The sequence below is a fragment of the Curtobacterium sp. PhB190 genome, from assembly GCF_004365385.1.
GTDB lineage: Bacteria > Actinomycetota > Actinomycetes > Actinomycetales > Microbacteriaceae > Curtobacterium.
This window is the reverse complement of sequence record NZ_SODN01000015.1, coordinates 35,347-59,493: the sequence shown is the minus strand read 5'-3', so window position 1 is coordinate 59,493 and position 24,147 is coordinate 35,347. Positions and strand designations below refer to the sequence as shown.

The following is a 24,147-nucleotide window of genomic DNA, read 5'->3' as shown; positions in this document are numbered from 1 at the left end:
CGGTCACATTCCGAACCCGGAAGCTAAGCCTCTCAGCGCCGATGGTACTGCAAGGGGGACCTTGTGGGAGAGTAGGACGCCGCCGGACTTAACGTAAGAAGATGTGGCCATCGGCCCTCCATCGTGAAATCGCAGGGGAGACCCTCGTTCACGGTGGTGGCCGGTGGCCATTTCTGTTTTGCCGCTCGTCGCTCGTCGCTCGACGTCGGCTCCGGTTCGTGATGGACTGGAGCTCGAACGTCGGTCCGACCGACGCGGCACCCAACACAACGACACAGCGGACGAACGCCCGGCCTTCGGCTCGGGCACGCGATGAGGAGCAACGGTGGCGAACGACGACGAGCGGCGGAACGACGGCGACCGGGGAGACCGACCCCGACGGGACGACCGAGCCCCTCGACGCGACGGAGGTCCGCGCGGAGACGCTGCGAGCGGAGGCCGTTGGTCGTCCGGTCCGCGTGACTTCGAACGCCGTGAGGATGACCGTCGTGACCGTCCTGAGCGCTCCGACCGTCCGTTCCGCGACGGCGCTGCACGTCGCGACAGTGCGCCGCGGAGCGGTGGCGACCGTCCGTTCCGCTCCGGAGACCGTGATGATCGTCCGTCGTGGCGGAGCGATCGCGGCGACTCCGGCCGTCCGCCGCGCGGCGACGGCCCCCGCGGTGCTGAGCGTCCGCGCCGCGACGGGGACCGTCCGTTCCGGTCGGACCGCCCCGCGCGTGATGGTGACCGTCCCGCCTACCGTGGTGGTTCGGATCGTCCGCGTCGTGATGGGGACCGCCCCTACCAGGGTGGTTCGGATCGTCCGCGTCGTGATGGCGACCGTCCCGCGTACCGCGGTGGGTCGGACCGTCCCGACCGTCCCGCCCGCGATGGCGACCGGCCGGCCTACCGCGGTGGCTCGGACCGTCCCGCCCGCGACGGCGATCGTCCTGCTCACCGCGGTGGTTCGGATCGTCCGCGTCGTGATGGTGACCGCCCGTACCAGGGCGGCTCGAATCGCCCGCGTCGTGATGGCGACCGTCCCGCGTACCGCGGTGGTTCCGACCGTCCCGACCGCGGTGGAGACCGCCCGTACCGCGGTGGTTCTGACCGCCCGGCTCGTGATGGCGACCGTCCGTCGTACCGTGGCGGCTCATCGGACCGTCCGCGTCGTGACGGCGACCGTCCCGCGTACCGCGGTGGTTCCGACCGTCCCGCGTACCGCGGTGGTTCCGACCGTCCGGCCCGCGACGCCGACCGTCCGCGTCGTGACGGCGATCGTCCGTCCTTCCGGGGTGCTTCGGACCGTCCGGCCCGCGGTGGCGACCGCCCGCGTCAGGACGGTGGCGACGACCGACGCCGCTTCGGCGACGGGACGCGTCACGCCGGCGCACGGTTCGGCGAGGCAGCCCGCGACGACTGGGAAGACCGCGACCCGTACGGCACGAAGTCGATCCGCCCGCGCCACGACGACCCGGACATCCCCGACGAGATCGATGCGCGCGACCTCGACCCCGCAGCGCGCATGGAGCTGAAGACGCTCAGCAAGGACAACGCCGACTGGGTCGCCCGGCACCTCGTGGCCGCGGCGCTGTTCGTCGACGAGGACCCCGCTCTGGCGAACGAGCACGCCCTGAGCGCCGCCCGCCGTGCCGGTCGCGTCGGTGTCGTCCGCGAGACCGCTGCGATCACGGCGTACCGCCTGGGGGACTTCGCGACCGCGCTGCGCGAGCTCCGCACCTACCGGCGCATCTCCGGCCGCAACGACCAGCTCCCGATGATGGTGGACTGCGAACGAGGCCTCGGCCGCCCCGAGCGTGCGCTCGAACTCGGTCGTTCGGTGGAGCGTGCCGCGCTCGACACCGCGGTGCAGGTCGAACTCGCGATCGCGATGTCCGGCGCACGCATCGACCTCGGGAACCCCACAGCTGCCCTGGGCGAGCTGGAGATTCCACAGCTGGACCCGTCCACGGCCTACACGTGGTCACCGGCGCTCTACAGTGCTTACGCGGCCACGCTCGAAGAGCTCGGCCGCCAGGACGAGGCCGACGAGTGGTGGGCCCGTGTCGACCGTGCGGCAACGGCTCTCGCCGAAGCCGCCGACGAGAACGCTTGGGAGACAGTTGATGTGGTCGAGGAAACGCTCGAAGTCGAAGAACACGGAGACGCCGGCGAGCTCGACGACACCGACCAGCTCGACGACGACGACGACGCCGACCTCGACGACGACGAGCCAGCCCTCGCCGAGCCCGACGTCGTCGGCGAACCCGGCGACGCCGACGAGCCCGGCGAGCTCGACGACGACAACCCCCGCGACGTCGACGGCTCCGCAGCCGACTGACGTCCCGACCGCGCCGACCGACGGCGTCGACGTGGTGCTCACGGACCTCGACGGCGTCGTCTACCGGGGGCGCAACGCCATCCCGCACGCGGTCGAGGCGCTCACACGGGCATCGCTGACCGCACGGGTCGGGTACATCACCAACAACGCGTCCCGACGACCGATCGACGTCGCCGAGCACCTCGAGCGCTACGGGCTCGAGGTGTCCGAGGACGACGTCGTCACGTCGTCGCAGGCGGGCGTGCAGCTCCTGTCGACGCTGGTGCCCGCCGGCGCGACGGTGCTCGTCACCGGTGGGCTGGGACTGTCGAGCATCGTCGAGGCCGCCGGCTTCACGGTGACGACCAGTGCCGAGGACTCCCCGGCCGCGGTCATCCAGGGCTTCTCCTCGGACCTCGGGTGGAAGGAACTGGCCGAGGCGTCGTTCGCGTTGGCCGACCCGGCGATCCCGTGGGTCGCCACGAACATGGACTGGTCGATCCCGGTCGAGCGCGGCATCGCCCCCGGCAACGGCACGCTCGTGTCCGCGGTCCACCAGGCCGTGGGGCGGATGCCCGTGGTCGCCGGCAAGCCGGAGCGCCCGATCTTCGACGCCGCGGTCGAGCGGTTCGGCGGTGGGAAGACACTGTTCATCGGCGACCGTCTCGACACCGACATCAAGGGGGCGAACGACGTCGGGATCCCGAGCGTCCTCGTGCTCACGGGCATCGACCAGGCGAAGCAGGTGCTCGCGGCCGATCAGCGTTCACGTCCGGTGTTCGTGCTCGAGGACCTCCGTGGTCTGTCCGAGCCCTACCCGGTGATCGTCCGGCGGCAGGACGACGACGGCACGCGGTACGTCACCGTCGGCAGCGCCACCGTGGCGATGCGGGGACACGTGGTGCGGGTGCTCGACGCCGGCAGCGACATCGATCGACTCCGCGCCGGCGCAGCGCTGATCTGGGAGTCCGGTCTGGCCATCTACGGCCTCGACGTGGACCCGCAGCTGTACGGCGGCGAGTAGCGTGTCGGACGTGCCGAACCCCGAGCAGCCGTCCGCCGACCTGGAACCGCAGGACGAGTTCGCCGTGCGCACCTCGGCGGCCGAGACCCTGCCGCTCGTCGAACGTGCAGACGCGTTCTCGGCACTCCACGACGAGCTGCGCACGCGGCTCGAGAGCGGCGGCACCGCGAGTGCCTGAACCGGACGGAGCCGTGCCCGACGCGACCCCGGTCCGCCTCGATGCCCTGCTCGCGACACGTGGCCTCGCGCGCTCGCGCACCGCTGCCACCAAGCTCATCCAGGACGGCCGGGTGACGGTGGACGGTCGTCCTGTCGTGAAGCCCTCCACCCCGACCTCGCCGGCTGCCGACATCGTGGTCGACGCGGCCGACGAGTGGGTCTCCCGCGCTGCCCAGAAGCTGATCGGAGCGCTCGATGCGTTCGGCGTCGACCCGTCCGGCCGTGTGGTGCTCGACGTCGGTGCGAGCACGGGTGGCTTCACGCAGGTGCTCCTGGCCCGTGGTGCTCGCCGGGTCATCGCGCTCGACGTCGGGCACGGGCAACTGCACCCGACGATCGCCGTCGACGAACGTGTCGCCGTGGTCGAGGGCACCAACGCCCGCAGCCTGACCCGGTCGGACTACCTCGCGCTCGACGGCGCCGCAGCCGAGACGACCCTGGTGGTCGGCGACCTGTCCTTCATCTCGCTCCGGCTCGTGCTGCCCGCCCTGGCCGAGGCCGTCCCCGCCGACGACTTCGTCCTGTTGGTGAAGCCGCAGTTCGAGGTCGGTCGCGGTGGGGTGCGCGAGGGCATCGTGCACGATCCGGCGCTCCGCGACGACGCCCTGATGAACGTCCTGTGGGCCGCGTGGGACCTGGGCTTCGGGACCACCGGGCTCGCGGCGTCGCCCATCATCGGGACGCACGGGAACCACGAGTACCTCGCGCGCTTCCAGCGTGGTGTCGGTGGCAATCCGACAGAATGGAGAGTCCGAGCAACCGAACTCACAGAGGGGACCGCATGAGCGACGACCGGCACATCCTGCTCGTCTCCCACACGGGTCGCCGTGACTCGATCGACGCTGCGGTCGAGGTCTGCGACCTCCTGCACGCCGCCGGTCTGATCCCGGTGATGCCGTTCGACGAGTACGCCGACATCCGGCGGGCCGAAGCCTCGGTGGGGCAGGTCGACATCCTGGGCGTCGACGTCCAGGCGGACCAGCTCGAGATCGTCATCGTGCTCGGCGGCGACGGCACGATCCTGCGCGCGGCCGAACTCGTGCGCGAGACGCGGGCACCGATCGTCGGCGTGAACCTCGGGCACGTGGGCTTCCTGGCGGAGAGCGAGCGGGACGCCCTCGCCGAGACCGTCGAGCGTGCTCTGTCGGGTGAGTACCACGTCGAGGAGCGCGTCACCCTGCAGGTCGACGTGGTCGTCGGCAACCAGATCGTCTACTCGAGTTGGGCGCTCAACGAGGCCACCATCGAGAAGGCATCGCGCGAGCGCATGCTCGAAGTGGTGACCGAGGTCGACGGACGCCCGCTGTCCTCGTTCGGGTGCGACGGCGTCGTCGTGTCGACCCCCACCGGGTCCACGGCGTACTCGTTCTCCGGCGGCGGTCCCATCGTCTGGCCCGACGTCGACGCCCTGCTGATGGTGCCGCTCAGCGCGCACGCCCTGTTCGCCCGCCCGATCGTGGTGGGCCCGGACTGCACGCTCGCGATCGAGGTCCTGCGGCGCACGAGCGGTGTCGGGGTGCTGTGGTGCGACGGTCGCCGGACGCACGACCTGCCGCCGGGCGCTCGCGTCGAGGTCCGACGGTCGCCGGACCCCGTGCGGGTCGCGCGCCTCAAGGACGCCCCGTTCACCGACCGGTTGGTCGCGAAGTTCCGGCTCCCGGTCACCGGGTGGCGCGGGCCGCAGACCGACGAGGACGAGGACCACCTGTGACCGGCCGAGGCGAGGAGCACCACCGATGATCGAGGAGATCGCGATCCGTGACCTCGGGGTCATCGGCGAGACCACGCTCGAACTCGGTCCGGGGTTCACCGTCGTCACGGGCGAGACCGGTGCCGGCAAGACCATGATCGTCACGGCCCTCGGGCTGTTGCTCGGTGCTCGGGCGGACGCCGGTTCGGTCCGCCGTGGTGCCTCGAGCGCCGTGGTCGAGGGCCGGTGGAACGTCCCCGAGCACGCTGCCGTCGCCGAACGCGTCGAGGACGCCGGCGGCGCGGTGGAGGACGGCGAACTGATCCTCACGCGCACGGTCTCGGCCGAGGGGCGCAGCCGTGCGACCGTCGGGGGCCGCAGCGCTCCCGTCGCCGTGCTCGGTGAACTCGCGGACCAGCTCGTGACGGTGCACGGCCAGTCCGACCAGATCCGACTGACGTCGTCGACCGCGCAGCGTGCGGCGCTCGACGGCTTCGGCGGGGCGGCCCTCGAGAAGGTCCTGAACCGGTACGTCGCCGCGTACGACGCGTGGCAGCAGCACACGGGCGAACTGGAGACACTGACGCGCGACCGCGACGAGCGGGTGGCCGAGGCCGACCGGATCCGCGCTGCCTCGGACGAGATCGAAGCGGCCGACCCGCAGCCCGGCGAGGACGTCGAGCTCGCCGAGCGCGCCGACCGGCTCGGCAACCTCGAGGAACTCCGGCTGTCCGCGGCCCTGGCGCACGAGGCCCTGTCCAGCGAGTCCCTCGACGGCGTCTCCGACGTCGTCGGCCTGGTCGAGTCCGCCCGACGCGCCGTCGAGCGGGTCGCCGACTCCGACGCCGCCCTGCAGCCCGTGCTCGAACAGCTCACGGAGCTCGGCATCCAGGCGGCCGAGGCCTCGGCGAGCATCTCCAGCTACCTCGGCTCGCTCGAGCCCGAGGCCGGGCACGACCTGGAGCTCATCAACGAACGGCGCGCCCTGCTCGCCGGCCTCACCCGCAAGTACGGCGAGACCGTCGACGACGTCATCGACTACGGGCAGCGGGCGAGCGACCGCCTGCTCGAGCTGGACGGCGACGACGACCGCATCGCCGCCCTCCAGCAGTCCGTCGAACAGGACGAACAGGCACTCGGGGCGGCCGCGGCCGCGTTGACCGCTGCCCGCACGAAGGCAGCAGCGGACCTCGCGAAGCGCGTCACGACCGAGCTGAAGACGCTCGCGATGGCCGGCGCAACCCTGGTGGTCGAGGTCACCGAGGCGGGGGAGTACCGCCGACACGGACGCGACCAGGTGTCGATCCTGCTGCAGCCGCACTCCGGCACCGACCCCCGACCGATCGGCAAGGGGGCATCGGGCGGCGAGCTCTCGCGCGTGATGCTCGCGATCGAGGTCGTGATGGCCGGCAGCACGACCGTGCCGACGTTCGTCTTCGACGAGGTCGACGCCGGCGTGGGCGGTGCCGCGGCGATCGAGATCGGCCGTCGGCTGGCGAAGCTCGCCGAGCGCACGCAGGTCATCGTCGTCACCCACCTGGCGCAGGTCGCGGCGTTCGCGAACAACCACCTCAACGTGGTGAAGGACGCCAGCGGCGCCGTGACCTCGTCGAGTGTGCGACGGCTCGAGGGCGACGACCGCCTGCAGGAGATGGCGCGGTTGCTCTCGGGGCTCGGCGACAGCGCGAGCGGCGTGGAACACGCCCGCGAACTGCTCGACGTGGCCGGCCAGACGGCCTGACCTGCCACACGGCCGCAAGCACGCACGCAAGCACGCGCGCACGGCCCGAAGACCCGGCCACCCACCCCGCGCAACGCCCACGGCGAACCGAGGTCGCGCCTCCCGGCAGTTCTGACGTACGATGGAATCCCGTGGCGGACACTCTCAGCAGCGGTACCCAGGCAAACACCCCGACCCCGAAGGTGACGAAGCAGATCTTCGTGACCGGCGGGGTCGTCTCGTCTCTCGGCAAGGGCCTGACGGCAGCCAGCCTCGGCAATCTCCTGACGGCTCGCGGCCTCAAGGTCGTCATGCAGAAGCTCGACCCGTACCTCAACGTGGACCCGGGCACCATGAACCCGTTCCAGCACGGCGAGGTCTTCGTGACCGACGACGGTGCGGAGACGGACCTCGACATCGGGCACTACGAGCGTTTCCTCGACATCAACCTGGCGCAGTCGGCGAACGTCACGACCGGCCAGGTGTACTCGACGGTGATCGCCAAGGAGCGTCGCGGCGAGTACCTCGGTGACACCGTGCAGGTCATCCCGCACATCACCGACGAGATCAAGCGTCGGATGCGCGAGCAGGCGGAGAACGACCCGCAGCCCGACGTCATCATCACCGAGGTCGGCGGCACCGTCGGCGACATCGAGTCGCAGCCGTTCATCGAGTCGGCGCGCCAGGTGCGCCACGAGCTCGGCCGCAACAACGTGTTCTTCGTGCACGTGTCGCTCGTGCCGTTCATGAACGCCTCGGGTGAGCAGAAGACGAAGCCGACGCAGCACTCGGTCGCCGCGCTCCGCTCGATCGGCATCCAGCCCGACGCCCTCGTGCTGCGGTCGGACCGCCCGGTGTCGGACTCGAACAAGAAGAAGATCGCGCTGATGTGCGACGTCGACGAGGACGCCGTGGTGAACGCCGTGGACGTCCCGTCGATCTACGACCTGCCGACGCTGCTGAACAACCAGGGCCTCGACCAGGTCATCGTCGACGCGCTCAAGCTCGAGGCCGGCCCGGTCGACTGGACCGCGTGGACCCCGGTGCTCCGTGCCGTGCACGAGCCGAAGAAGGACGTCACGATCGCCCTCGTCGGCAAGTACATCGACCTGCCGGACGCGTACCTGTCGGTCACCGAGGCGCTCCGTGCCGGTGGCTTCGCGCACGACGCGAAGGTGACGCTGAAGTGGGTCGTCTCCGACGACTGCACCACGCCCGAGGGCGCTGCGAAGCAGCTCGGCGACGTCGACGGCATCTGCATCCCCGGCGGGTTCGGCGTGCGCGGCATCGAGGGCAAGCTCGGCGCGCTGCGCTTCGCCCGTGAGCAGGGCATCCCGACGCTCGGCCTGTGCCTCGGCCTGCAGTGCATGGTCATCGAGTACGCCCGCCACGAGGCCGGCCTGACCGACGCGTCGAGCACCGAGTTCGACCCGGAGACCTCGACGCCGGTCATCGCGACCATGGCGGAGCAGGTCGACATCATCGCCGGCGGCGACCTGGGCGGCACCATGCGCCTCGGCCTGTACCCGGCGACGTTCAGCTCCGGGTCGTTGGCCGAGTCGCTCTACGGTGCGCCCGAGGCGTCCGAGCGCCACCGTCACCGCTACGAGGTCAACAACACGTACCGGCAGCAGATCGCGGACGCCGGCCTGGTGTTCTCGGGCACGTCGCCCGACGGCAGCCTGGTCGAGTACGTCGAGCTGCCGCGTGACGTGCACCCGTTCTACATCGCGACGCAGGCGCACCCGGAGCTGCGCTCGCGTCCGACGAACGCGCACCCGCTGTTCGCGGGGCTCGTCGCGGCCGCGATCGAGCGCCACGAGGCGTCCAGCCTGTTCGACCCGCAGAACGAGGAGCAGGTCGCGTAAGCACAGCCCAGCCACGAGCGGACGGGAGGTGGGCCCCGCCAGCCGGTACCGGCGCACCGCGCCAGCGGGGTGACGGCCGTGCCTGGAGGGACGGTGCCAGCTGGCACCGCGCCTCCCGTCAGTCTTTGGTCGCGCCCACCGAACCTGGTTCCGGACACGGAACCACGGAACGACGCGGTGCTGTGTCCGGAACCTGGTTCCGCGAGGGGCGCGTGCTTGGATGGTTCCGTGACTGACGCACCCATCGCTGACGAAGCCGCCTCGTTCGAGGTCACCGAGTCCACCGTCGTGTACGACGGCGCCGTCTGGGACGTGCGCCGCGACGCGATCGCGTACCACGACGAGACGATGGTGCGGGAGTACATCGACCACACCGGTGCCGTCGCGGTCTACGCCGAGGACGACGAGGGCCGTGTCCTCGTGATCCAGCAGTACCGGCACCCCGTGCGGGTGCGCGACTGGGAGCTGCCGGCCGGCCTGCTCGACGTCGAGGGCGAGGACCTCCAGGTCGCTGCCGCCCGCGAACTCGCTGAAGAGGCCGACCTCGAAGCGGACACCTGGGAGCCGCTGGTCCGGTACAACACGTCGTCCGGCGGGAGCAACGAATTCCTGCAGGTCTACCGCGCCCGGGGCGTGCGGCCCACGACGACGGCGTTCGAGCGCGAGGCTGAGGAAGCCGACATCGTGAAGCGGTGGGTGCCGCGGGCCGAGCTGGTGGAGGCGATCCTCGATGGTCGGCTGCACAACTCCGGGCTGGTCGTGGCCGTGCTCGCGGTGGATGCGCTCGAGCGAGGCCGCGCATGAGCCTGCGAGAACTGGTCGACGCGGCGACGTGGACGCACGAGCCCGAGGCCGTGGAGTTCGACGGCGACGTGCTGCGCGTGACCGCGGTCGAGGGCAGCGACGCCTGGCGGACCACCTCGTACGGGTTCGTCCACGACTCCGAGCACGCGCTGGTGCAGCCCCTCGACGGGTCGTTCTCGGTCGAGGCATCGTTCGTCCTCGACTACACGGAGCAGTTCGACCAGGCCGGTGTCTTCCTGCGCGTCGACGAGCGGAACTGGATCAAGGCCGGTGTCGAGTTCTCCGACGGGACGCCGCAGCTCGGCGCCGTGGTGACCCGTGACTTCTCGGACTGGTCGGTGGCGCCCGTGCCGGAGTGGGTGGGACGTGTGGTGACCGTCCGGGCCAGCCGCGACGGTGATGCCGTGACCGTCCGGGCGTGGGCCGACGACGAGGAACCCCGGCTGGTGCGGGTTGCGTACCTCGATCCCGATGCTGCCGTGTCGGCCGGACTGCTGTGTGCAGCTCCGACGCGAGCCGGCCTGACCGTGACGTTCACCGGGTACCGGGTCGGGGCCCCCGACGAGGCACTGCACTGACCGTGCGCCTGCTGTCGTGATTCCCCTGGACCGTGCCACGGAGACGTACCTGCGGCACGTCGCGATCGAGCGCGGGCTGTCGCAGCACACGCTGTCGGCGTACCGGCGTGACCTGGCGGTGTTCACCTCGTGGCTGGCGACGGCTTCGGTCGTCGAGTCCGACGGTGCCGACCGGGCCGGCGGGGCATCTGCGATCGACGACGTCGGGCGGCTCGCTCGGGCAGACGTCTCGGAGTTCGTGACCTACCTGGCGACGAAGCCGGACGGTCCGCTGGCACCGAGGTCGATCGCCCGGATGCTCAGCTCGGTGCGGTCGTTCACGGCCTTCGCGGCGGGGGAGGGCTGGCTGCCGCTCGACCCCGGTACCGCCGTCCGGCCGCCGAAGGCCCCGATGCGGCTGCCCAAGGCGATCTCGGTGGAGGACATGGAGCGGCTGCTCGGCGCGGTGTCGACGGACGTCTCCGCAGACGGCGTTTCCGGTGTGGACGACCCCGTGCGGCTGCGGGACAAGGCGTTGCTCGAACTGCTCTACGCCACCGGCGCGCGGATCTCCGAGGCGGTGGGGTTGTCGGTGGACGACGTGACGACACTGTCCGACGACTCAGCCCCCGACGCCGACGGTCTCGCCGTCGTGAAGGTCACCGGCAAGGGGAACAAGCAGCGGGTCGTGCCCCTCGGCAGTTTCGCCCGGGCGGCGATCGACGCCTACCTGGTGCGGGCCCGTCCGGTGTTCGCGGCACGAGGGGCCTCGACGCCGGCACTGTTCCTCGGCGCCCGAGGTGCTCGGCTGTCACGGCAGAGCGCGTGGCTCGTGATCCAGTCGGCGGCCGAGGCGGCGGAACTCGAGGCGCATGTGTCGCCGCACACGTTCCGGCACTCGTTCGCGACGCACCTGCTCGAGGGCGGTGCCGATGTGCGCGTGGTGCAGGAGTTGCTCGGGCACGCGAGCGTCGCGACGACCCAGATCTACACGATGGTGACGGCGGACATGCTGCGGGACGTCTACCAGACGGCGCATCCGCGGGCGCGGCGGTAGGGCTCGTCGTTCGGCGGGCCCGGGCGTGCACTTCGTGAGCAGAAATGGTCGGGTCGCTGGTCGGTACCCGACCATTTCTGCTCACGAAGTCGGACGGTGACAGCCCCGGATGCGTCAGAAGAGGTGGAACTGGGCCGATGCCGCCACCGCGCCCGTCGCGACCGCCACCACCACCGCGCTCGAGGACGCACTCCTCGCCGCGACCGCCCACCCGCCGGTCGCACCGGGGCGAGCGACACCGACGAGCCCGCACACGAGGGCGAGCGCGCTGCTGACACCCAGCGGGTTGACGAGGATCGACGTCAGGGCCAGCAGCACCGCGAGTATCGTGAACACGCACAACCGGCGGTCGCGACTGCCGCCGGACGCCCACGCGTGGGTCCGGATCGATGCCGTGTGCACGGAGAACGAGGGGCCGACAGGTGCGACGACGATCGGCAGGACCGGTTCCGGAGCACTCGGCAGGACACGGGTCGCGGCACCCCAGGCGTGACCGTCCCACCAGCGGAGACGACTGGCGTCCTGCGGGTCCGGGAACCAGCCTGCGGCCGGCAGTGTCACGGGGACTCCTCGAGGTGCGGGGGGATGGTGCTCCTCGACGGTAGGGGACGCCGCCCCGCCGCCACAGTCCCAAGGTGGGTGTCGGCACAAGTGCGGACACCCGGCGGTGCGCTACGGTCGGCTGGTGACCGCGAGCCTGGACGACTTCTGGAACGAGCGGCGCGACGAGGCCTCGGAACTGCCGGCCGAGGTGCCGGAGGCGTGGTCGTTCGGTGCCACGCCGCACCAGGCTGATGAGCTGCTCGGCCTGGTGCTCCGCGGGGTCAAGGACGGCACAGCGTCATCGCTCTGGGACTACGAGGCGACGGGGGATCCGCTCCCCGCGGCCGGGGAGTGCAGCATCGTGACCGACGGCGCCGGTGTTCCCCGGGCCGTCATCGAGACGACGGACGTCCGGATCGTCCCGTTCGACGCCGTCGGGGCCGAGCACGCTCGCGCCGAAGGCGAGGGCGACCGGACTCTCGAGCACTGGCGGACGGTGCACGAGGCGTACTGGCGTGAGCACTCCGAGAACCCGCGCGGCTTCGAACCGGACATGCCGGTGGTCTGCGAGCGCTTCCGGCTGATCTGGCCGACGCCGACGCCGACGCCGACGCCTGCGCCGACCCAGACGACGACGCCGACGCCGGAGTAGACGCAGCCGCCGACCGTCAGCGCCTGACCGAGCAGATCAGGCCGGGACGGGTGCCGCGTCGACCTCGGTGAACACGTCCTTCACGGCGGCGAGCAGCCGCGCGTTGAAGTCGACGCCGAGCTGGTTCGGCACCGTGACGAGCACGGTGTCGGCAGCGCGGACGGCCTGGTCGGCCGCGAGCTCCGCGACGAGGTCCTCGGGTGAGCCGATGTACGAGCGGCCGAAGCGGGCGAGCCCGCCGTCGAGGTGCCCGACCTGGTCCTGCCCCTCGACCTGTGCGCGCACGCCGAAGTAGTGCCGCGACTCGTCGTCGATGATCGGGATGATGCTGCGCGACACCGACACCCGAGGGGTCCGCTCCCAGCCCGACTCGGCCCAGACGCGGCGGAAGCGCTCGATCTGTTCGGCCTGCAGTTCGTCGAACGGCACGCCGGTGTCCTCGGTGAGCAGGGTCGACGACATCAGGTTCATCCCCTGTTCGGCGGTCCACTCGGCGGTGGCTCGTGTGCCGGCGCCCCACCAGATGCGGTCGCCGAGCGAGTCGGAGAGCGGGGAGATCGGCAGCGATCCGACCGAGCCGGTCATCTGCGGGTTGGCGTTGGCCATCGGTTCGCCGGCGATGGCGCGACGGAACACGCTGGTGTGCGCGCGGGCCATGTCGCCGCCGTTCTCGTCGGACGCGTCCGGCACGTAGCCGAACTGCTGGTAACCGGCGAGGGCGGTCTCGGGTGAGCCGCGGGAGACGCCGAGCTGCAGTCGTCCGCCGGAGATCAGGTCGGTCGCCGCGGCCTCCTCGGCCATGTAGAGCGGGTTCTCGTAGCGCATGTCGATCACGCCGGTCCCGATCTCGATGCGGCTGGTCTTCGCGGCGATCGCGGACAGCAGGGGGAACGGTGCCGCCTGCTGCGGTGCGAAGTGGTGCACGCGGAAGTAGGCGCCGTCGACGCCGGCCTCTTCGGCAGCGACCGCGAGGTCGATCGCCTGCACCAGGGACTCACGCCCGCTGCGCACCTTCGACCCCGGCACGTCGCGCCAGTGTCCGAACGACAGGAACCCGATCTTCGTCATGTCGATGCAAACGCATCCGGAGAGTCGGGCATTCCGTCACGACTACGGTGTCCGCCATGGACGACCCCCGCACTGCGCTCGACGCGGAACGCGCCCGCAACGAACGGCTGCTCGCCGACGTCGAGCGGAGCATGCGCGACGTCAGTGACGCCCGCCAGGACGCCAACTCCGACGACGAGCACGACCCCGAGGGCGCGACCCTCGCGTGGGAGCGCGGCTCGCTCGGCGCCGTCCGCGACGCGGCCCGGCAGCGGATCGAGCAGGTGGACGCCGCGCTCGCGCGGCTCGACGCCGGCACCTACGGAACCTGCGCGGTCGGCGGCGAACCGATCCCAGCGGCCCGATTGGCCGCCGTCCCGTGGGCCGCGACGTGCGTCGCCCACGCGTGACGGGCCTCCCGGCGGACACCCGCTGACGGACGGGAGGCGCGGCGCATCCCCGCCACACGTCCTCCGTCACGCGCACCGCGCGTCCACCGCGTGCGCCGCGGATTCCCAGCCGCACGCCCTACGTTTTCGGCATGGACGGCGACGCGAACGACGGACCCGGCGAGGGCCGGACCGACGGTGCGCCGCGACAGCGCTTCCAGTGGTTCCACGACATGCGGACCTGGATCCACGCGCGGCCGCACCTGCACCTCTTCTACAAGGTGCTCGTCGGCATCGTCGGCGGGCTGGTCGTCATCATCGGACTCATCCTGGTGCCGCTGCCCGGGCCGGGATGGCTCGTGGTGTTCATCGGGCTCACGGTGCTGGCGAGCGAGTTCCACTTCTTCCACAAGATCATCGTGTGGCTCAAGGCGCAGCTGCACCGCTTCTGGGACTGGGCCAAGCGGCACGGACCAAAGCGCCTGCGTGATGCTGCCGACCGGGGCAAGGCCGACGTCGACGCCGCCCACACGGGTGCTGCTCGGACGGTCGGGGTGCGTGCTCGTGGACGGGCGCGCGGCGCGAACTCGGCGCACCCGGGGCACTAGCCGTCAGCTGGTGCGAGGTTGATCACTCCGTGCGGTGCTGTGGCCTCGCACCGTGTGGCCAACCTCGCACCAAGCGGGTGCCGGGCGCCGGCCCGCCTACTCCGCCGCGACGCGGATCGAGCCGGTGGCGGTGCGCTCGATGACCTCGGCGGCCTGCTCCTCGACGGCGGCTGCTTCCTTCGACGTCAGCTGCAGCACGAGCGCGACGACGGCCGCGAGGACGATGAACCCGCCGTACCCGGCGATGACGGGGACGAGTCCGATCGACGGTTCGAGCAGCCCACCGATGACGGCGGGGACCCCGAACGCCAGGTAGCTGACGACGTAGATCGTCGAGAGCAGTCCGGCGCGGTGGGTCGGTGCCGCGGTCGCGAGCAGCATCCGCAGCGGCGCCTGGAACCCGGCGCCGAAGCCGACGCCGGCGATCGCACTGCCGACGACGAGGCCGGGCAGGGAGTGGGCCATCACGAACGCCACGGTCACGATCGGGCCGAGCACCAGGGCGACGAGCCCGACGAGCACGGCGCGACGAGCGTCCATCCGCTGCGTCGTGAGCCCGGTCAGTGCACCGACGCCCGTGACGACGGCGATGAGTGCGCCGGCCGCGAAGTGGTTCGTGATGCCGAACACGGCACCGAGGGCCGAGGGGACGAGTGAGAGGAACATGCCGCCGAGGGCCCAGCTGGCGACGAGGGAACCGACGACCCCGCGGAACAGTCGACGCGAGCTCCGCGGCACGCTGATCGTCGGGCGCAGCGAACGGAGTGCTCCGGGGCGCCGTTGGACCTGCTCGGGGACCACGAACAGCGCCAGCACGAGGAGTACGAGCAGTGCGCCGAAGACCAGGTAGACGAGCTGCTCCGGCGCCGGACCCCACTGCACGAGCGCCCCGCTCGACATCGCACCGGTGGCCAGCGCGATCGGCGGGATGACGCCGTTCAGCACGCCGGCCAGGGTCGGGTGCCGCTCGAGCGAGTTGTCGATGAGGGCCGCCCCGAGCGCACCGATCAGGAGCCCGACGGAGATACCCTGCACGATGCGGTCGACGATGAGCGCGCCGACGCCGTCCGCGATCGCGAACAGTCCGAGCGACAGGGCGACGCCCAGACCGCCGGCGACGAGCACGGGTTTGCGGCCGACGTGGTCGGACAGTCGGCCGGCGATCAGCAGACTCGCGAGCAACCCGGCGACGTAGATGGCGAAGACGCCGGTCAGCATCAGTGGCGTGAGGTGCCACTCGGCGGCGTAGACCGGGTAGATCGGCGAGGGGACCGCGGACGACGCGACCGACACCAGGAGCATCGCCGCGAGGATCCAGAACCCGGCGACCGAGCGAGCTGACTGCTGCATGAGCATCCTTCCGATGGTCCGTTGTACGACTGCATTCGTACCGCAGTCCGCAGTACGACGCAAGTCGTACAGCAAGCCGAACGGTGGTAGCGTCCCGTCCATGCCCGCGCACGTCGATGCCCCCGAGCGGCTGCCCCAGCCGTCCGCGGCCGAGATGGACCTCCCCGTCGTCCTGGACGCCCTGAGTGACCCGATCCGGTTGGCGATCCTGCACCGCTACCTCGTCGACGCCGCCGGTGGCGAACGGAGCTGCGGCTGGGTCGGGATCGACCGACCGAAGTCCACGCTCACCCACCACTTCCGGGTCCTGCGCGAGGCCGGACTGCTCGAGCAGCACCTCGAGGGCCTGACCCGCATCAGCCGGGTCCGGATCGAGGACGTGCAGCAGCGGTTCCCGGGGCTGCTCGACCTGGTGCTCGACTGGCAGGTGCCCGCGGCGCTGCTCCGCGACGGGATCGAGTCGTGAGCACGGTACCCGGCGCGGGTGCCGGCGCCGGGGCGGCCGTGCACACGCTCCCCGACATCAGTGCTGACCCGGCCGCGACGACGGCGCTCGCCGCGGACCTCGACGCCGCCGGCTTCACCGTCGACCGGGTCGACGCACTCTGGGGGACCGAAGCGGCCGCATCGCTGCACCGGGGGTCGCGAGTGGCGGCCCGCCGTGCCCTGGCTGCTCGTGAGACATCCCCGCTCGGCACCCTCGCCACCCTGTTCGTGCTCGGGCTGCCGACGTCCCGCGCGGACGCAGCTGCCGCGTTCCCGACCGCCGGGCTCGACGCCGTGGTCGCGGCAGGCCTGCTGCGGGTCTGCGACACCGACGCCGCAGTCGTGGAGCCGACGGTGGACCTGCGCCCCTACGCCTTCGTCGACGACCTCGGCGCCGGCAGCTGGTGGATCGTCTCGGACCTCGGCGAACTCGCCCTCGGCCACGCGATCAGCGAGGAGCACGTCCTCGGCATCGGCGGCGCCACCACCACGCTGAGCGGCCTGCAGATCCCCGTCCCCGTCCGCACGGTCCTCGACCTCGGCACCGGATGCGGGATCCAGGCCATGCACGCCCGGCGCTTCGCCGAGCACGTGGTCGCCACCGACATCTCGCGCCGCGCCCTCGACATCGCCCGCTTCAACGCGCAGCTCAACGGCATCGACGGGATCGACTTCCGGTACGGTTCGCTCTTCGAGCCCGTCGCGGGGGAGCGGTTCGACCGCATCGTGTCGAACCCGCCGTTCGTCATCACACCCCGTCGGCCGGGCGTCCCCTCGTACGAGTACCGCGACGGCGGCATGGTCGGCGACGCGCTCGTCGAGACCGTGCTCCGCGGCCTGTCCGAGCACCTCGAGCCCGGTGGGACCGCGCAGCTGCTCGGCAACTGGGAGTACCACTGGGGCGTCGACGGCCTCGACCGTGTGCGCAGCTGGTTCGCGGACACCGACCTCGACGCGTGGGTCATCGAGCGCGAGCGCCAGGACCCCACGTCGTACGCCGAGACCTGGATCCGCGACGGCGGCACGAAGCCCGGGACGCCCGAGTTCGACACGCTGATGGGCGCCTGGCTCGACGACTTCGCGGACCGCCGCGTCACCGGCGTCGGTTTCGGCTACGTCGTGGTGCGTCGAGCCCTGCCAGGAGGAACGGCGAGCCTCCGCCGGTTCGAGCGCGTCCCCGAGACGCTCGGCTCCAACCCCGCCGGGCTCGGCGCCACGGTCGCTCGCGTCCTCGACGCGGCCGCGTGGCTCGCCGCGCACGACGACGCCGCGCTCGCCACGGCACACCTGACGGTGGCGGGCGACGTCACCGAGGAGCGCTACTACTGGCCGGGCAACGACGACCCCACGGTGATGACGCTCGTGCAGGGCGGCGGACTCGGACGGCGGGTGGACGCGGACACGGCGCTCGCTGCGTTCGTCGGAGCCTGCGACGGGGACTTGTCCGTCGCGGCGATCGTCGGCGCGCTGGCGCAGATCACGGGTGTCGACGAGCAGGTGCTCGCCGCCGACCTGCTGCCGGTGGCGCGCGACCTGGTGCTCGACGGGCTGCTGCTGCCGGCCTAGCGAAGGGGCCGCTCAGCGGCGGACGCGGGCGCTGCTAGCGGCCGTCGCGCCAGCTGTGCTCGGGGGCGTAGCCGAGCAGCTCGCGGGCCTTCTCGGACGACAGCAGCGAGCTGACGCCGTCGATGTCCGCGCGACGCTCGATGTCGGGCACGTAGCGCTCGACGAGCTCGATCGTCGGGGTGTCCATCACGGTGTCGGGGCTCGCGATGACGAACGCCTCGAACCCGGTGAGCTCGGCCTCGACGGCCTTGCGGACCGCCTGGGCGCCGTCACGCGAGTCGATGTAGGACCACAGGTTGAAGGTCTTCGCCTCCGGGGTGGCGTCCCACGGGAACGCCGGGTAGTCGGTCTCGTCCATCACGTTCGAGAACCGCAGGCCGATCATCTTCAGCTCCGGGTCCCAGCGGGTGAAGTGGCGGGCCATCTCCTCTTCGACCGCCTTGCCGAGCGAGTACGACGACTGCGGGCGGACCGCGAACTCCTCGTCGACGGGCAGGTAGGGCGGGTGGTGCTCGCCCATCGGGATGCCGAGCAGGGTCTCGCTCGACGCCCACACCAGGTTCTTGATCTTCGCGGCCCGTGCGGCGTGGAAGACGTTGATCGACGCCGTCACGTTGTTCGTGATGAGCGCCACGTCGGGGACCTGCCCCGGAGCGGGCACGGCCGCGAGGTGCACGACGGCGTCCACGTGGTCGTACCGGTCGTCGATGCCGAGCAGGGCGTTCAGGACCTGGCCGTAGTCGGTCAGGTCGATCCGGACGAACTGCACGCCCTCGGGCTGGTCGGGGGAGGGCACGCGGTCGAGCAGCACCACGTCGTACCCGTGCGCATCGAGGTCGCGCACCACCGCTCGTCCGAGCTTGCCGCTGCCGCCGGTCACCACTACACGCGTCATCGCGTCACTCCACATCCTCGTCGGGTCGCCCTCCGGGCACGCCCCATCCTGCCCGGCGCCGCCTGACCCGACCAGGCCCTGTCCGTACCCCGCTGTCCGGCGGGGAGCGCCGAATGTGATGTTCCGGCTACGCTGCAAGTGTGAGCACTCTCGCTGACCTGGTCGACGCGGGCAAGATCGGTGATGCCGTGCAGCAAGCACGCGGGCTCACCCCGGGGCGGGTTCGCGAACTCCTGTTCGCGTCCGGCGGCTTCATGCGAGACTCTGGGCCGTACGACGAGTTCTTCCGGCGTTGGTACGCCACGCTCGACAGTCCGTACCTGCGCGCAGAAGCGGCTGACCGGTTCTGCCAGGCCTACCTGACCGAGCTGGCCGACGTCCCCGGCGCGGAGCAGTTCGGCGCGGCATTGGCGACAGAGTCGAAGCGAGACGTGCTTGGGCACCTCGCGAAGGAGATGCGCGGGCGCAACATCTCGGATTGGTCGACCTCGCCGGAGGAGCCCCTGTCGAAGGCGCAGGTCCGTGCGTGGGCCGACGCGTCGTACGCGCTGGCCTCGGTGCGGTTGCCCTGACCGTCGCGTGACCGGAGCCGCCGCGCTGGACCGCGCCGTGCCTCCTGTCAGGCGGTGGGGGCGACCTGGGCGATCGCGAGCCGGGCGACGAGCTCGACGTGCTGCGCCATGTCCCGCGACGGGTCGAACAGCCACTGGATCTGCATGCCGTCGGACACCGCGAGCAGCACGCTCGTCAGTTCCTCGGCATCGACGTCGGCGCGGAGTCGTCCGTCCTGCTGCATGGTGCGGAAGTCGGCGGACAGGTCGCGACGGCTGCGCTCGTAGCGCTCCTGGAAGTACGCGTGCGCGGGGTGCTCGGGGTCGGTCGCAGCGGCGGCAGAGAGGTTGACGAACATCTGCACCAGGCCGGGGACCTCGGCGTTGTGCCGGACGATCGCGGCGAGCAGTGCAGCGGGGTCGGGTGCCTGCCAGTCGTGGGCGAGGTCGAGCTCGTCGCGTCGTCGCAGGATCTCGACCCAGAGCTCGTCCTTGGAGTCGAAGTAGTGCAGCAGGCCGGCCTGGGTCAGCCCGACGGCGTCGGCGATGTCCTTGATGCTGGTGCGGCGGAACCCCTGCGAAGCGACGAGGTCGAGCGCGACCGTGAGGATCTCCTCGCGCTTCGCGATGCCCTTCGCGTACGAACCCCGTCGTGCCATGGCAGGACTGTACCGCTCGGAGTGCACACAGAAAACCTAGCCGCACTTGGTTTTGGTGTTACCGTGGGCGGAGCCGCCGACGAAGGCGTGCGAGTCACCGGTGCAGGTGGCGTACCCGAGAAGAGGTTGCAGTGGCCAACGACGCCCTGACCGTCAACGACACCCCGACCGCAGTCGCACCCACGCGCGGCCGAGGTGCCCCGCTCATGTACACGCTCGGCATGCCGATCGCGATGCTCGGCCTGTACATCGCGCTGCTGCCGCCGGTGCTGGTCGCCATGGCGCTCAAGGTCGCCGAGATCGCGCCGGACAACCAAGCGGGTGTGCTCGGCCTGGCACTCGGTGTCGGCGCGTTCGCCGCGATGGTCGCCAACCCCCTGGCCGGTCGCTTCAGCGATCGGACTGCCGGGAGGCTCGGCATGCGTCGTCCGTGGATCATCGGTGGCACCGTGGTCGGCTTCGCGGGACTCGTGGTCGTCGCGACGACGACCTCGACCGTCGTGCTCGTCCTCGCGTGGGGCGTCACGCAGATCGCCTACAACGCCACGATCGCCGCCATGACCGCGGTCCTGCCGGACCACGTCACGCGGTCCCAGCGCGGCCGGGTCGCGGCGCTGCTCGGGCTCTCCCAGAACCTCGCGCTCGTCGGCGGCACGTTCCTCGTGCAGCTCTTCTCGACCTCGGCGACGCAGATGATCATCCCCGGCGCGATCGGGTCGATCGTCGTCGTGCTCTACGCGCTCGTGTTCCGCGACCGCGTGCTCACCAACCGGCCGACGTCGAAGCTCAGCATCGGGCAGGTCTTCGGCTCGTTCGTCTTCAACCCCGTGAAGCACCCGGACCTCGGCTGGGCCTGGCTCACCCGGTTCCTGATGGTCGCCGCGCAGTACACCGCGGTGAGCTACCTGACGTACTTCCTGCGGGACGACATCGGCGTGGACCCGGACCACGTCGCGAACGCGGTGTTCCAGGGAACGCTGTGGAACGTCGTCGGCATCGTGCTCACCTCGCTGATCGCCGGCTGGCTGTCGGACAAGCTCGGCCGCCGCAAGCTGTTCGTCGCGATCGCGGGCATCGTCGGCGTGGTCGGGCTCGTGATCATCGCGCTCGCGCCGTCGCTCGGCATGGTCCTGGTCGGCGAGTTCGTGATGGGTGCCGGCATGGGCGTCTTCTACGCCGTCGACCTGGCGCTCATCACCGACGTGCTGCCGTCCGACGAGGACAACGCGAAGGACCTCGGCGTCGTCAACATCGCGCAGGCCCTGCCCCAGTCGATCGTGCCCGCTGCGGCCCCGGGCGTCATCGCCCTGACCGGCGGGTACAGCGGCTTCTTCATCACCGGCGCCGTCGTCGGACTGCTCGGCATCGTCTCGGTGTCCCGCATCCGCGGCGTGCGCTGACCACGCTTCCCCAGGCTCTGAACGAAAGGACCGACCACCGTGACTACCGTGAACGACGTGACCGCTGCCTCCAGTACGGCCGAGCGCATCGACGCGCTCGTCGACCAGCTGACCACCGACGAGAAGGTGCAGCTCCTGACCGGGCGCGACTTCTGGACCACCTGGCCCATCGAGAAGATCGGGCTGCGCCGGATCCTGATGTCGGACGGCCCCTCGGGCGTCCGTGGTGAGGTCTGGGACGAACGCGACCCGTCGCTGAACCTGCCCTCGGCGACCGCGCTGTCGGCGTCCTGGGACCGCGCGATCGCGAAGCGCTACGGCGCAGCAGCAGCCGTCGAGGCACGCCGCAAGGGCGTCGACGTCGTCCTCGGCCCGACCATCAACCTGCACCGCTCGCCGCTCGGCGGCCGGCACTTCGAGGCGTTCAGCGAGGACCCGGTCCTGACCGGTGACCTGGCTGCGTCGTACGTCGACGGTGTGCAGGAGAACGGCGTGGCCGCGACCCCGAAGCACTACATCGCGAACGACTACGAGACCGACCGCTTCACCGCGTCGACCGAGGTCTCCGACCGGGCCCTGCGCGAGCTGTACCTGCTCGCGTTCGAGAAGGCCGTGACCGAGGCGCACGCCTGGGCGATCATGTCGTCGTACAACTCCATCAACGGCGTCACCGCGTCGGAGCACGACCTGCTCGAGACGCCGCTGAGCTCGGAGTGGGGCTTCGACGGCATCGTCGTGTCCGACTGGACCGGCGTGCGCTCGGTCGACTCGGCGAAGGCGTCGCAGGACGTCGCGATGCCGGGCCCGAACCAGTGGTGGAGCGAGGGTCCGCTGCTCGCCGCGGTGCAGTCCGGTGACGTGCCGATCGAGGCGATCGACCGCAAGGTCCGCCGCATCCTGACCCTGGCCGCCCGCGTCGGCGCACTCGAGGGCTTCGAGCCCGTGGCCGCGCAGCCGGTGCACGTCGAGGACGGCGTCGCCTTCGTCCGCGAAGCCGAGGCCGAGGGCACCGTCCTCGTCCGCAACACCGGCGTGCTGCCGCTCGATGCCCCCGCCGTCTCCCGCATCGCCGTCATCGGCCACAACGCCGACCAGGCCCGCACACAGGGCGGTGGCTCGGCCACGGTCGTGCCGTCGCAGGTCGTCTCGCCGCTCGACGGGATCCGCTCGGCGTTCCCGGGCGCCACGGTCGACTACGCGATCGGTGCCGTCGTGCAGGAGGGCATCGCGGAGTTCCCGCTGTCCACCATCACGAACCCCGGCACAGGCGAGCCCGGCGCCCGCGTCGCCTTCGTCAAGGACGACCAGGAACTGTACGTCGAGGACCGTCGCGCCACGGCACTGTTCTGGTTCGGCGGCGACGCCCCCACGCGTGAGGCCGACCGGCTCGACATCACCACGACCTACACCGCGCCGTCCACCGGCACCGTGCGGATCGGCATCGGCGCGGCCGGCCGGTCGCGGATGTGGATCGACGGCGAGCTCGTGCTCGACGAGGACGTGCCGTTCGAGGGTGACCAGCTCGGCGCAGCGTTCCTCAACCCGCCGGCCCGCTCGGTGCCCGTGTCGGTGGCCTCGGGGCAGCAGGTCGCGATCCGCATCGAGTACGACGTCATCCAGGACGAGACCCTCGGCGGGGTGCTCGCGTACCAGTTCGGCACCGAGCCGTCCGACGAGGACCCGTCGGTGCTCATCGATGCCGCAGTCGAGGCTGCCCGCGCGGCTGACGTCGCCGTGGTGGTCGTCGGCACGAACTCGAAGGTCGAGTCCGAGGGCTACGACCGCTCGTCGCTCGCGCTGCCCGGGCACCAGGACGACCTGGTGCGTGCGGTCGTGGCGGCGAACCCGAACACGGTCGTCGTCGTGAACGCCGGCTCGCCCGTGGAGATGCCGTGGCGGAACGACGTCGCCGCGGTCCTGCTCACCTGGTTCGGTGGGCAGGAGTACGGCAACGCGCTCGCCGACGTGCTGACCGGAGCGCAGGAGCCCGGCGGACGTCTGCCCACCACCTGGCCGGTCGCGATGGCCGACGTGCCCGTGCTGGACGTCACCCCCGTCGACGGCAAGGTGTCGTACGACGAGGGCGTCCACATCGGGTACCGTGCCTGGCTCCGTGCCGGCACCACGCCGGCGTACCCGTTCGGGCACGGCCTCGGCTACACCTCGTGGACCATCGACGGCGTCGTCGCGACGCCGACCGTGTCCGAGGGGGACGCGGTCATCGTCACGGCGACGGTCGCCAACACCGGACCGCGCGCCGGCAAGCACGTCGTGCAGGTCTACGCCTCGCGCGAGTCCTCGGCGGTGGACCGTCCGGCGCGCTGGCTCGTCGGGTTCGCCCCGGTCCGCCTCGGCGCGGGGGAGTCGACCGAGGTCTCGATCGAGGTGCCGGCCCGGGCGTTCGCGCACTGGGACGGAGCCTGGCAGTACGAGCCCGGCACCTTCACGCTGCACGTCGGAGCCTCGGTCGCCGACGAGTCCGGGAGCGCGGCCCTCGAACTGGTCTGACCAGTTCGTCCGGTTTCCGCGCACCGACGACGCCTGTTGAGTAACATCGATGTGCGCCAGTCGGCTGGTTACCGTCGGCGCACGCACCGACTACGGGGTCGCTGGTTGTGCGACTCAGCCTCCTGATCCGGCTGACGATGCCCCAGCTTCCCCGGTGCGTCCAGAATGCGTCCCCGCGTCCGCGCGGGGGCGCATTCGTTCGTCCCGACTGTTTCCGTCCTGGAAGGGGTTCGGCGAACCGGTTGACGGACT

Annotated in this window: 24 protein-coding genes and 1 rRNA gene; 20 read left to right on the top strand and 5 right to left on the bottom strand. The window is 71.2% G+C overall.

Features of this window, described 5'->3' with window-relative positions:
* The 12 genes from rrf to EDF47_RS18550 all read left to right on the top strand — a co-directional run.
* Nucleotides 1-88 (top strand): 5S ribosomal RNA (rrf, locus tag EDF47_RS18600); the annotation flags it as partial.
* A gap of 400 nt (nucleotides 89-488) precedes the next feature.
* On the top strand, nucleotides 489-1,517 hold the full coding sequence (locus tag EDF47_RS18595; protein WP_133939094.1) for a hypothetical protein: 1,029 nt from the start codon (nucleotides 489-491) through the stop codon (nucleotides 1,515-1,517).
* Nucleotides 1,508-2,323 (top strand): hypothetical protein, encoded by an 816-nt coding sequence (locus EDF47_RS18590; protein ID WP_131881746.1) that lies wholly within the window; start codon nucleotides 1,508-1,510, stop codon nucleotides 2,321-2,323. The genes EDF47_RS18595 and EDF47_RS18590 overlap by 10 nt, the downstream gene beginning before the upstream one ends.
* A gap of 31 nt (nucleotides 2,324-2,354) precedes the next feature.
* On the top strand, nucleotides 2,355-3,326 hold the full coding sequence (locus tag EDF47_RS18585) for an HAD-IIA family hydrolase (protein ID WP_133939092.1): 972 nt from the start codon (nucleotides 2,355-2,357) through the stop codon (nucleotides 3,324-3,326).
* Between the two features lie 10 nt (nucleotides 3,327-3,336).
* Nucleotides 3,337-3,504 carry a hypothetical protein gene (locus tag EDF47_RS19995; RefSeq protein WP_165932464.1) on the top strand — a complete coding sequence of 56 codons (168 nt, stop codon included), beginning with the start codon at nucleotides 3,337-3,339 and terminating at the stop codon, nucleotides 3,502-3,504.
* A 13-nt stretch (nucleotides 3,505-3,517) separates the two neighbouring features.
* Nucleotides 3,518-4,330 (top strand): TlyA family RNA methyltransferase, encoded by an 813-nt coding sequence (locus EDF47_RS18580; RefSeq protein ID WP_243692515.1) that lies wholly within the window; start codon nucleotides 3,518-3,520, stop codon nucleotides 4,328-4,330.
* Complete coding sequence (locus EDF47_RS18575) at nucleotides 4,327-5,256, top strand: NAD kinase (protein WP_111086586.1); 930 nt, start codon at nucleotides 4,327-4,329, stop codon at nucleotides 5,254-5,256. Before EDF47_RS18580 ends, EDF47_RS18575 begins: the two co-directional genes overlap by 4 nt.
* A 25-nt stretch (nucleotides 5,257-5,281) precedes the next feature.
* On the top strand, nucleotides 5,282-6,976 hold the full coding sequence (gene recN / locus EDF47_RS18570; protein WP_131881740.1) for a DNA repair protein RecN: 1,695 nt from the start codon (nucleotides 5,282-5,284) through the stop codon (nucleotides 6,974-6,976).
* A 131-nt stretch (nucleotides 6,977-7,107) separates the two neighbouring features.
* Nucleotides 7,108-8,823, top strand: a complete 1,716-nt coding sequence (locus EDF47_RS18565) for a CTP synthase (protein WP_173170571.1) — start codon at nucleotides 7,108-7,110, stop codon at nucleotides 8,821-8,823.
* A gap of 228 nt (nucleotides 8,824-9,051) precedes the next feature.
* Complete coding sequence (locus EDF47_RS18560) at nucleotides 9,052-9,627, top strand: NUDIX hydrolase (protein WP_173170563.1); 576 nt, start codon at nucleotides 9,052-9,054, stop codon at nucleotides 9,625-9,627.
* Nucleotides 9,624-10,205 (top strand): DUF1349 domain-containing protein, encoded by a 582-nt coding sequence (locus tag EDF47_RS18555; protein ID WP_133939090.1) that lies wholly within the window; start codon nucleotides 9,624-9,626, stop codon nucleotides 10,203-10,205. The genes EDF47_RS18560 and EDF47_RS18555 overlap by 4 nt, the downstream gene beginning before the upstream one ends.
* A 19-nt stretch (nucleotides 10,206-10,224) precedes the next feature.
* Nucleotides 10,225-11,241, top strand: a complete 1,017-nt coding sequence (locus EDF47_RS18550; RefSeq protein ID WP_133939106.1) for a site-specific tyrosine recombinase XerD — start codon at nucleotides 10,225-10,227, stop codon at nucleotides 11,239-11,241.
* A gap of 114 nt (nucleotides 11,242-11,355) precedes the next feature.
* Here EDF47_RS18550 and EDF47_RS18545 read toward each other — a convergent pair whose 3' ends face one another.
* Nucleotides 11,356-11,802 (bottom strand): DUF2510 domain-containing protein, encoded by a 447-nt coding sequence (locus EDF47_RS18545; RefSeq protein ID WP_166673269.1) that lies wholly within the window; start codon nucleotides 11,800-11,802, stop codon nucleotides 11,356-11,358.
* 124 nt (nucleotides 11,803-11,926) lie between these two features.
* Between EDF47_RS18545 and EDF47_RS18540 the strand changes: the two genes are divergently transcribed.
* The gene (locus EDF47_RS18540; RefSeq protein ID WP_243834095.1) at nucleotides 11,927-12,436 is read left to right on the top strand and encodes an ASCH domain-containing protein; all 510 of its coding nucleotides are present in this window, start codon (nucleotides 11,927-11,929) and stop codon (nucleotides 12,434-12,436) included.
* 36 nt (nucleotides 12,437-12,472) lie between these two features.
* On the opposite strand, the gene EDF47_RS18535 is transcribed toward EDF47_RS18540, so the two are convergent.
* Nucleotides 12,473-13,510, bottom strand: coding sequence for an LLM class flavin-dependent oxidoreductase (locus EDF47_RS18535; protein WP_131847179.1), 1,038 nt, complete (start codon nucleotides 13,508-13,510; stop codon nucleotides 12,473-12,475).
* 50 nt (nucleotides 13,511-13,560) lie between these two features.
* On the opposite strand from EDF47_RS18535, the gene EDF47_RS18530 reads away from it, so the two are divergent.
* Entirely contained in the window at nucleotides 13,561-13,893 is a 333-nt protein-coding gene (locus tag EDF47_RS18530; RefSeq protein WP_133939084.1) for a TraR/DksA C4-type zinc finger protein, read from the top strand.
* Nucleotides 13,894-14,024: 131 nt separating this feature from the next.
* On the top strand, nucleotides 14,025-14,480 hold the full coding sequence (locus EDF47_RS18525; protein WP_243834094.1) for a TIGR02611 family protein: 456 nt from the start codon (nucleotides 14,025-14,027) through the stop codon (nucleotides 14,478-14,480).
* Between the two features lie 96 nt (nucleotides 14,481-14,576).
* Here EDF47_RS18525 and EDF47_RS18520 read toward each other — a convergent pair whose 3' ends face one another.
* Nucleotides 14,577-15,830, bottom strand: a complete 1,254-nt coding sequence (locus tag EDF47_RS18520) for an MFS transporter (RefSeq protein WP_133939082.1) — start codon at nucleotides 15,828-15,830, stop codon at nucleotides 14,577-14,579.
* A gap of 100 nt (nucleotides 15,831-15,930) precedes the next feature.
* On the opposite strand from EDF47_RS18520, the gene EDF47_RS18515 reads away from it, so the two are divergent.
* On the top strand, nucleotides 15,931-16,296 hold the full coding sequence (locus EDF47_RS18515; protein WP_131881720.1) for a helix-turn-helix domain-containing protein: 366 nt from the start codon (nucleotides 15,931-15,933) through the stop codon (nucleotides 16,294-16,296).
* Nucleotides 16,297-16,334: 38 nt separating this feature from the next.
* Nucleotides 16,335-17,882, top strand: a complete 1,548-nt coding sequence (locus EDF47_RS18510) for a methyltransferase (protein WP_207913295.1) — start codon at nucleotides 16,335-16,337, stop codon at nucleotides 17,880-17,882.
* 34 nt (nucleotides 17,883-17,916) lie between these two features.
* Here the strand turns inward: EDF47_RS18510 and EDF47_RS18505 are convergent, their stop codons facing one another.
* Nucleotides 17,917-18,777, bottom strand: coding sequence for an NAD(P)-dependent oxidoreductase (locus EDF47_RS18505; RefSeq protein ID WP_111086594.1), 861 nt, complete (start codon nucleotides 18,775-18,777; stop codon nucleotides 17,917-17,919).
* 140 nt (nucleotides 18,778-18,917) lie between these two features.
* Here EDF47_RS18505 and EDF47_RS18500 point away from each other — a divergent pair, with 140 nt between their 5' ends.
* Nucleotides 18,918-19,349 carry a hypothetical protein gene (locus tag EDF47_RS18500; RefSeq protein ID WP_131881715.1) on the top strand — a complete coding sequence of 144 codons (432 nt, stop codon included), beginning with the start codon at nucleotides 18,918-18,920 and terminating at the stop codon, nucleotides 19,347-19,349.
* Nucleotides 19,350-19,396: 47 nt separating this feature from the next.
* Here the strand turns inward: EDF47_RS18500 and EDF47_RS18495 are convergent, their stop codons facing one another.
* Entirely contained in the window at nucleotides 19,397-19,987 is a 591-nt protein-coding gene (locus EDF47_RS18495) for a TetR/AcrR family transcriptional regulator (RefSeq protein ID WP_123341243.1), read from the bottom strand.
* A 131-nt stretch (nucleotides 19,988-20,118) separates the two neighbouring features.
* On the opposite strand from EDF47_RS18495, the gene EDF47_RS18490 reads away from it, so the two are divergent.
* Nucleotides 20,119-21,387 (top strand): MFS transporter, encoded by a 1,269-nt coding sequence (locus EDF47_RS18490; RefSeq protein ID WP_243834093.1) that lies wholly within the window; start codon nucleotides 20,119-20,121, stop codon nucleotides 21,385-21,387.
* A 48-nt stretch (nucleotides 21,388-21,435) separates the two neighbouring features.
* Nucleotides 21,436-23,895, top strand: coding sequence for a glycoside hydrolase family 3 C-terminal domain-containing protein (locus EDF47_RS18485; protein ID WP_243834091.1), 2,460 nt, complete (start codon nucleotides 21,436-21,438; stop codon nucleotides 23,893-23,895).
* Nucleotides 23,896-24,147 lie beyond the last annotated feature (252 nt).

Coding starts and splice junctions, on each gene's coding strand:
- EDF47_RS18590 (WP_131881746.1), top strand. CDS start 1,508: ATGGAGCTGAAGACGCTCAGCAAGGACAACGCCGACTGGGTCGCCCGG.
- EDF47_RS18575 (WP_111086586.1), top strand. CDS start 4,327: ATGAGCGACGACCGGCACATCCTGCTCGTCTCCCACACGGGTCGCCGT.
- recN (WP_131881740.1), top strand. CDS start 5,282: ATGATCGAGGAGATCGCGATCCGTGACCTCGGGGTCATCGGCGAGACC.
- EDF47_RS18555 (WP_133939090.1), top strand. CDS start 9,624: ATGAGCCTGCGAGAACTGGTCGACGCGGCGACGTGGACGCACGAGCCC.
- EDF47_RS18530 (WP_133939084.1), top strand. CDS start 13,561: ATGGACGACCCCCGCACTGCGCTCGACGCGGAACGCGCCCGCAACGAA.
- EDF47_RS18525 (WP_243834094.1), top strand. CDS start 14,025: ATGGACGGCGACGCGAACGACGGACCCGGCGAGGGCCGGACCGACGGT.
- EDF47_RS18520 (WP_133939082.1), bottom strand. CDS start 15,830: ATGCAGCAGTCAGCTCGCTCGGTCGCCGGGTTCTGGATCCTCGCGGCG.
- EDF47_RS18515 (WP_131881720.1), top strand. CDS start 15,931: ATGCCCGCGCACGTCGATGCCCCCGAGCGGCTGCCCCAGCCGTCCGCG.
- EDF47_RS18505 (WP_111086594.1), bottom strand. CDS start 18,777: ATGACGCGTGTAGTGGTGACCGGCGGCAGCGGCAAGCTCGGACGAGCG.
- EDF47_RS18495 (WP_123341243.1), bottom strand. CDS start 19,987: ATGGCACGACGGGGTTCGTACGCGAAGGGCATCGCGAAGCGCGAGGAG.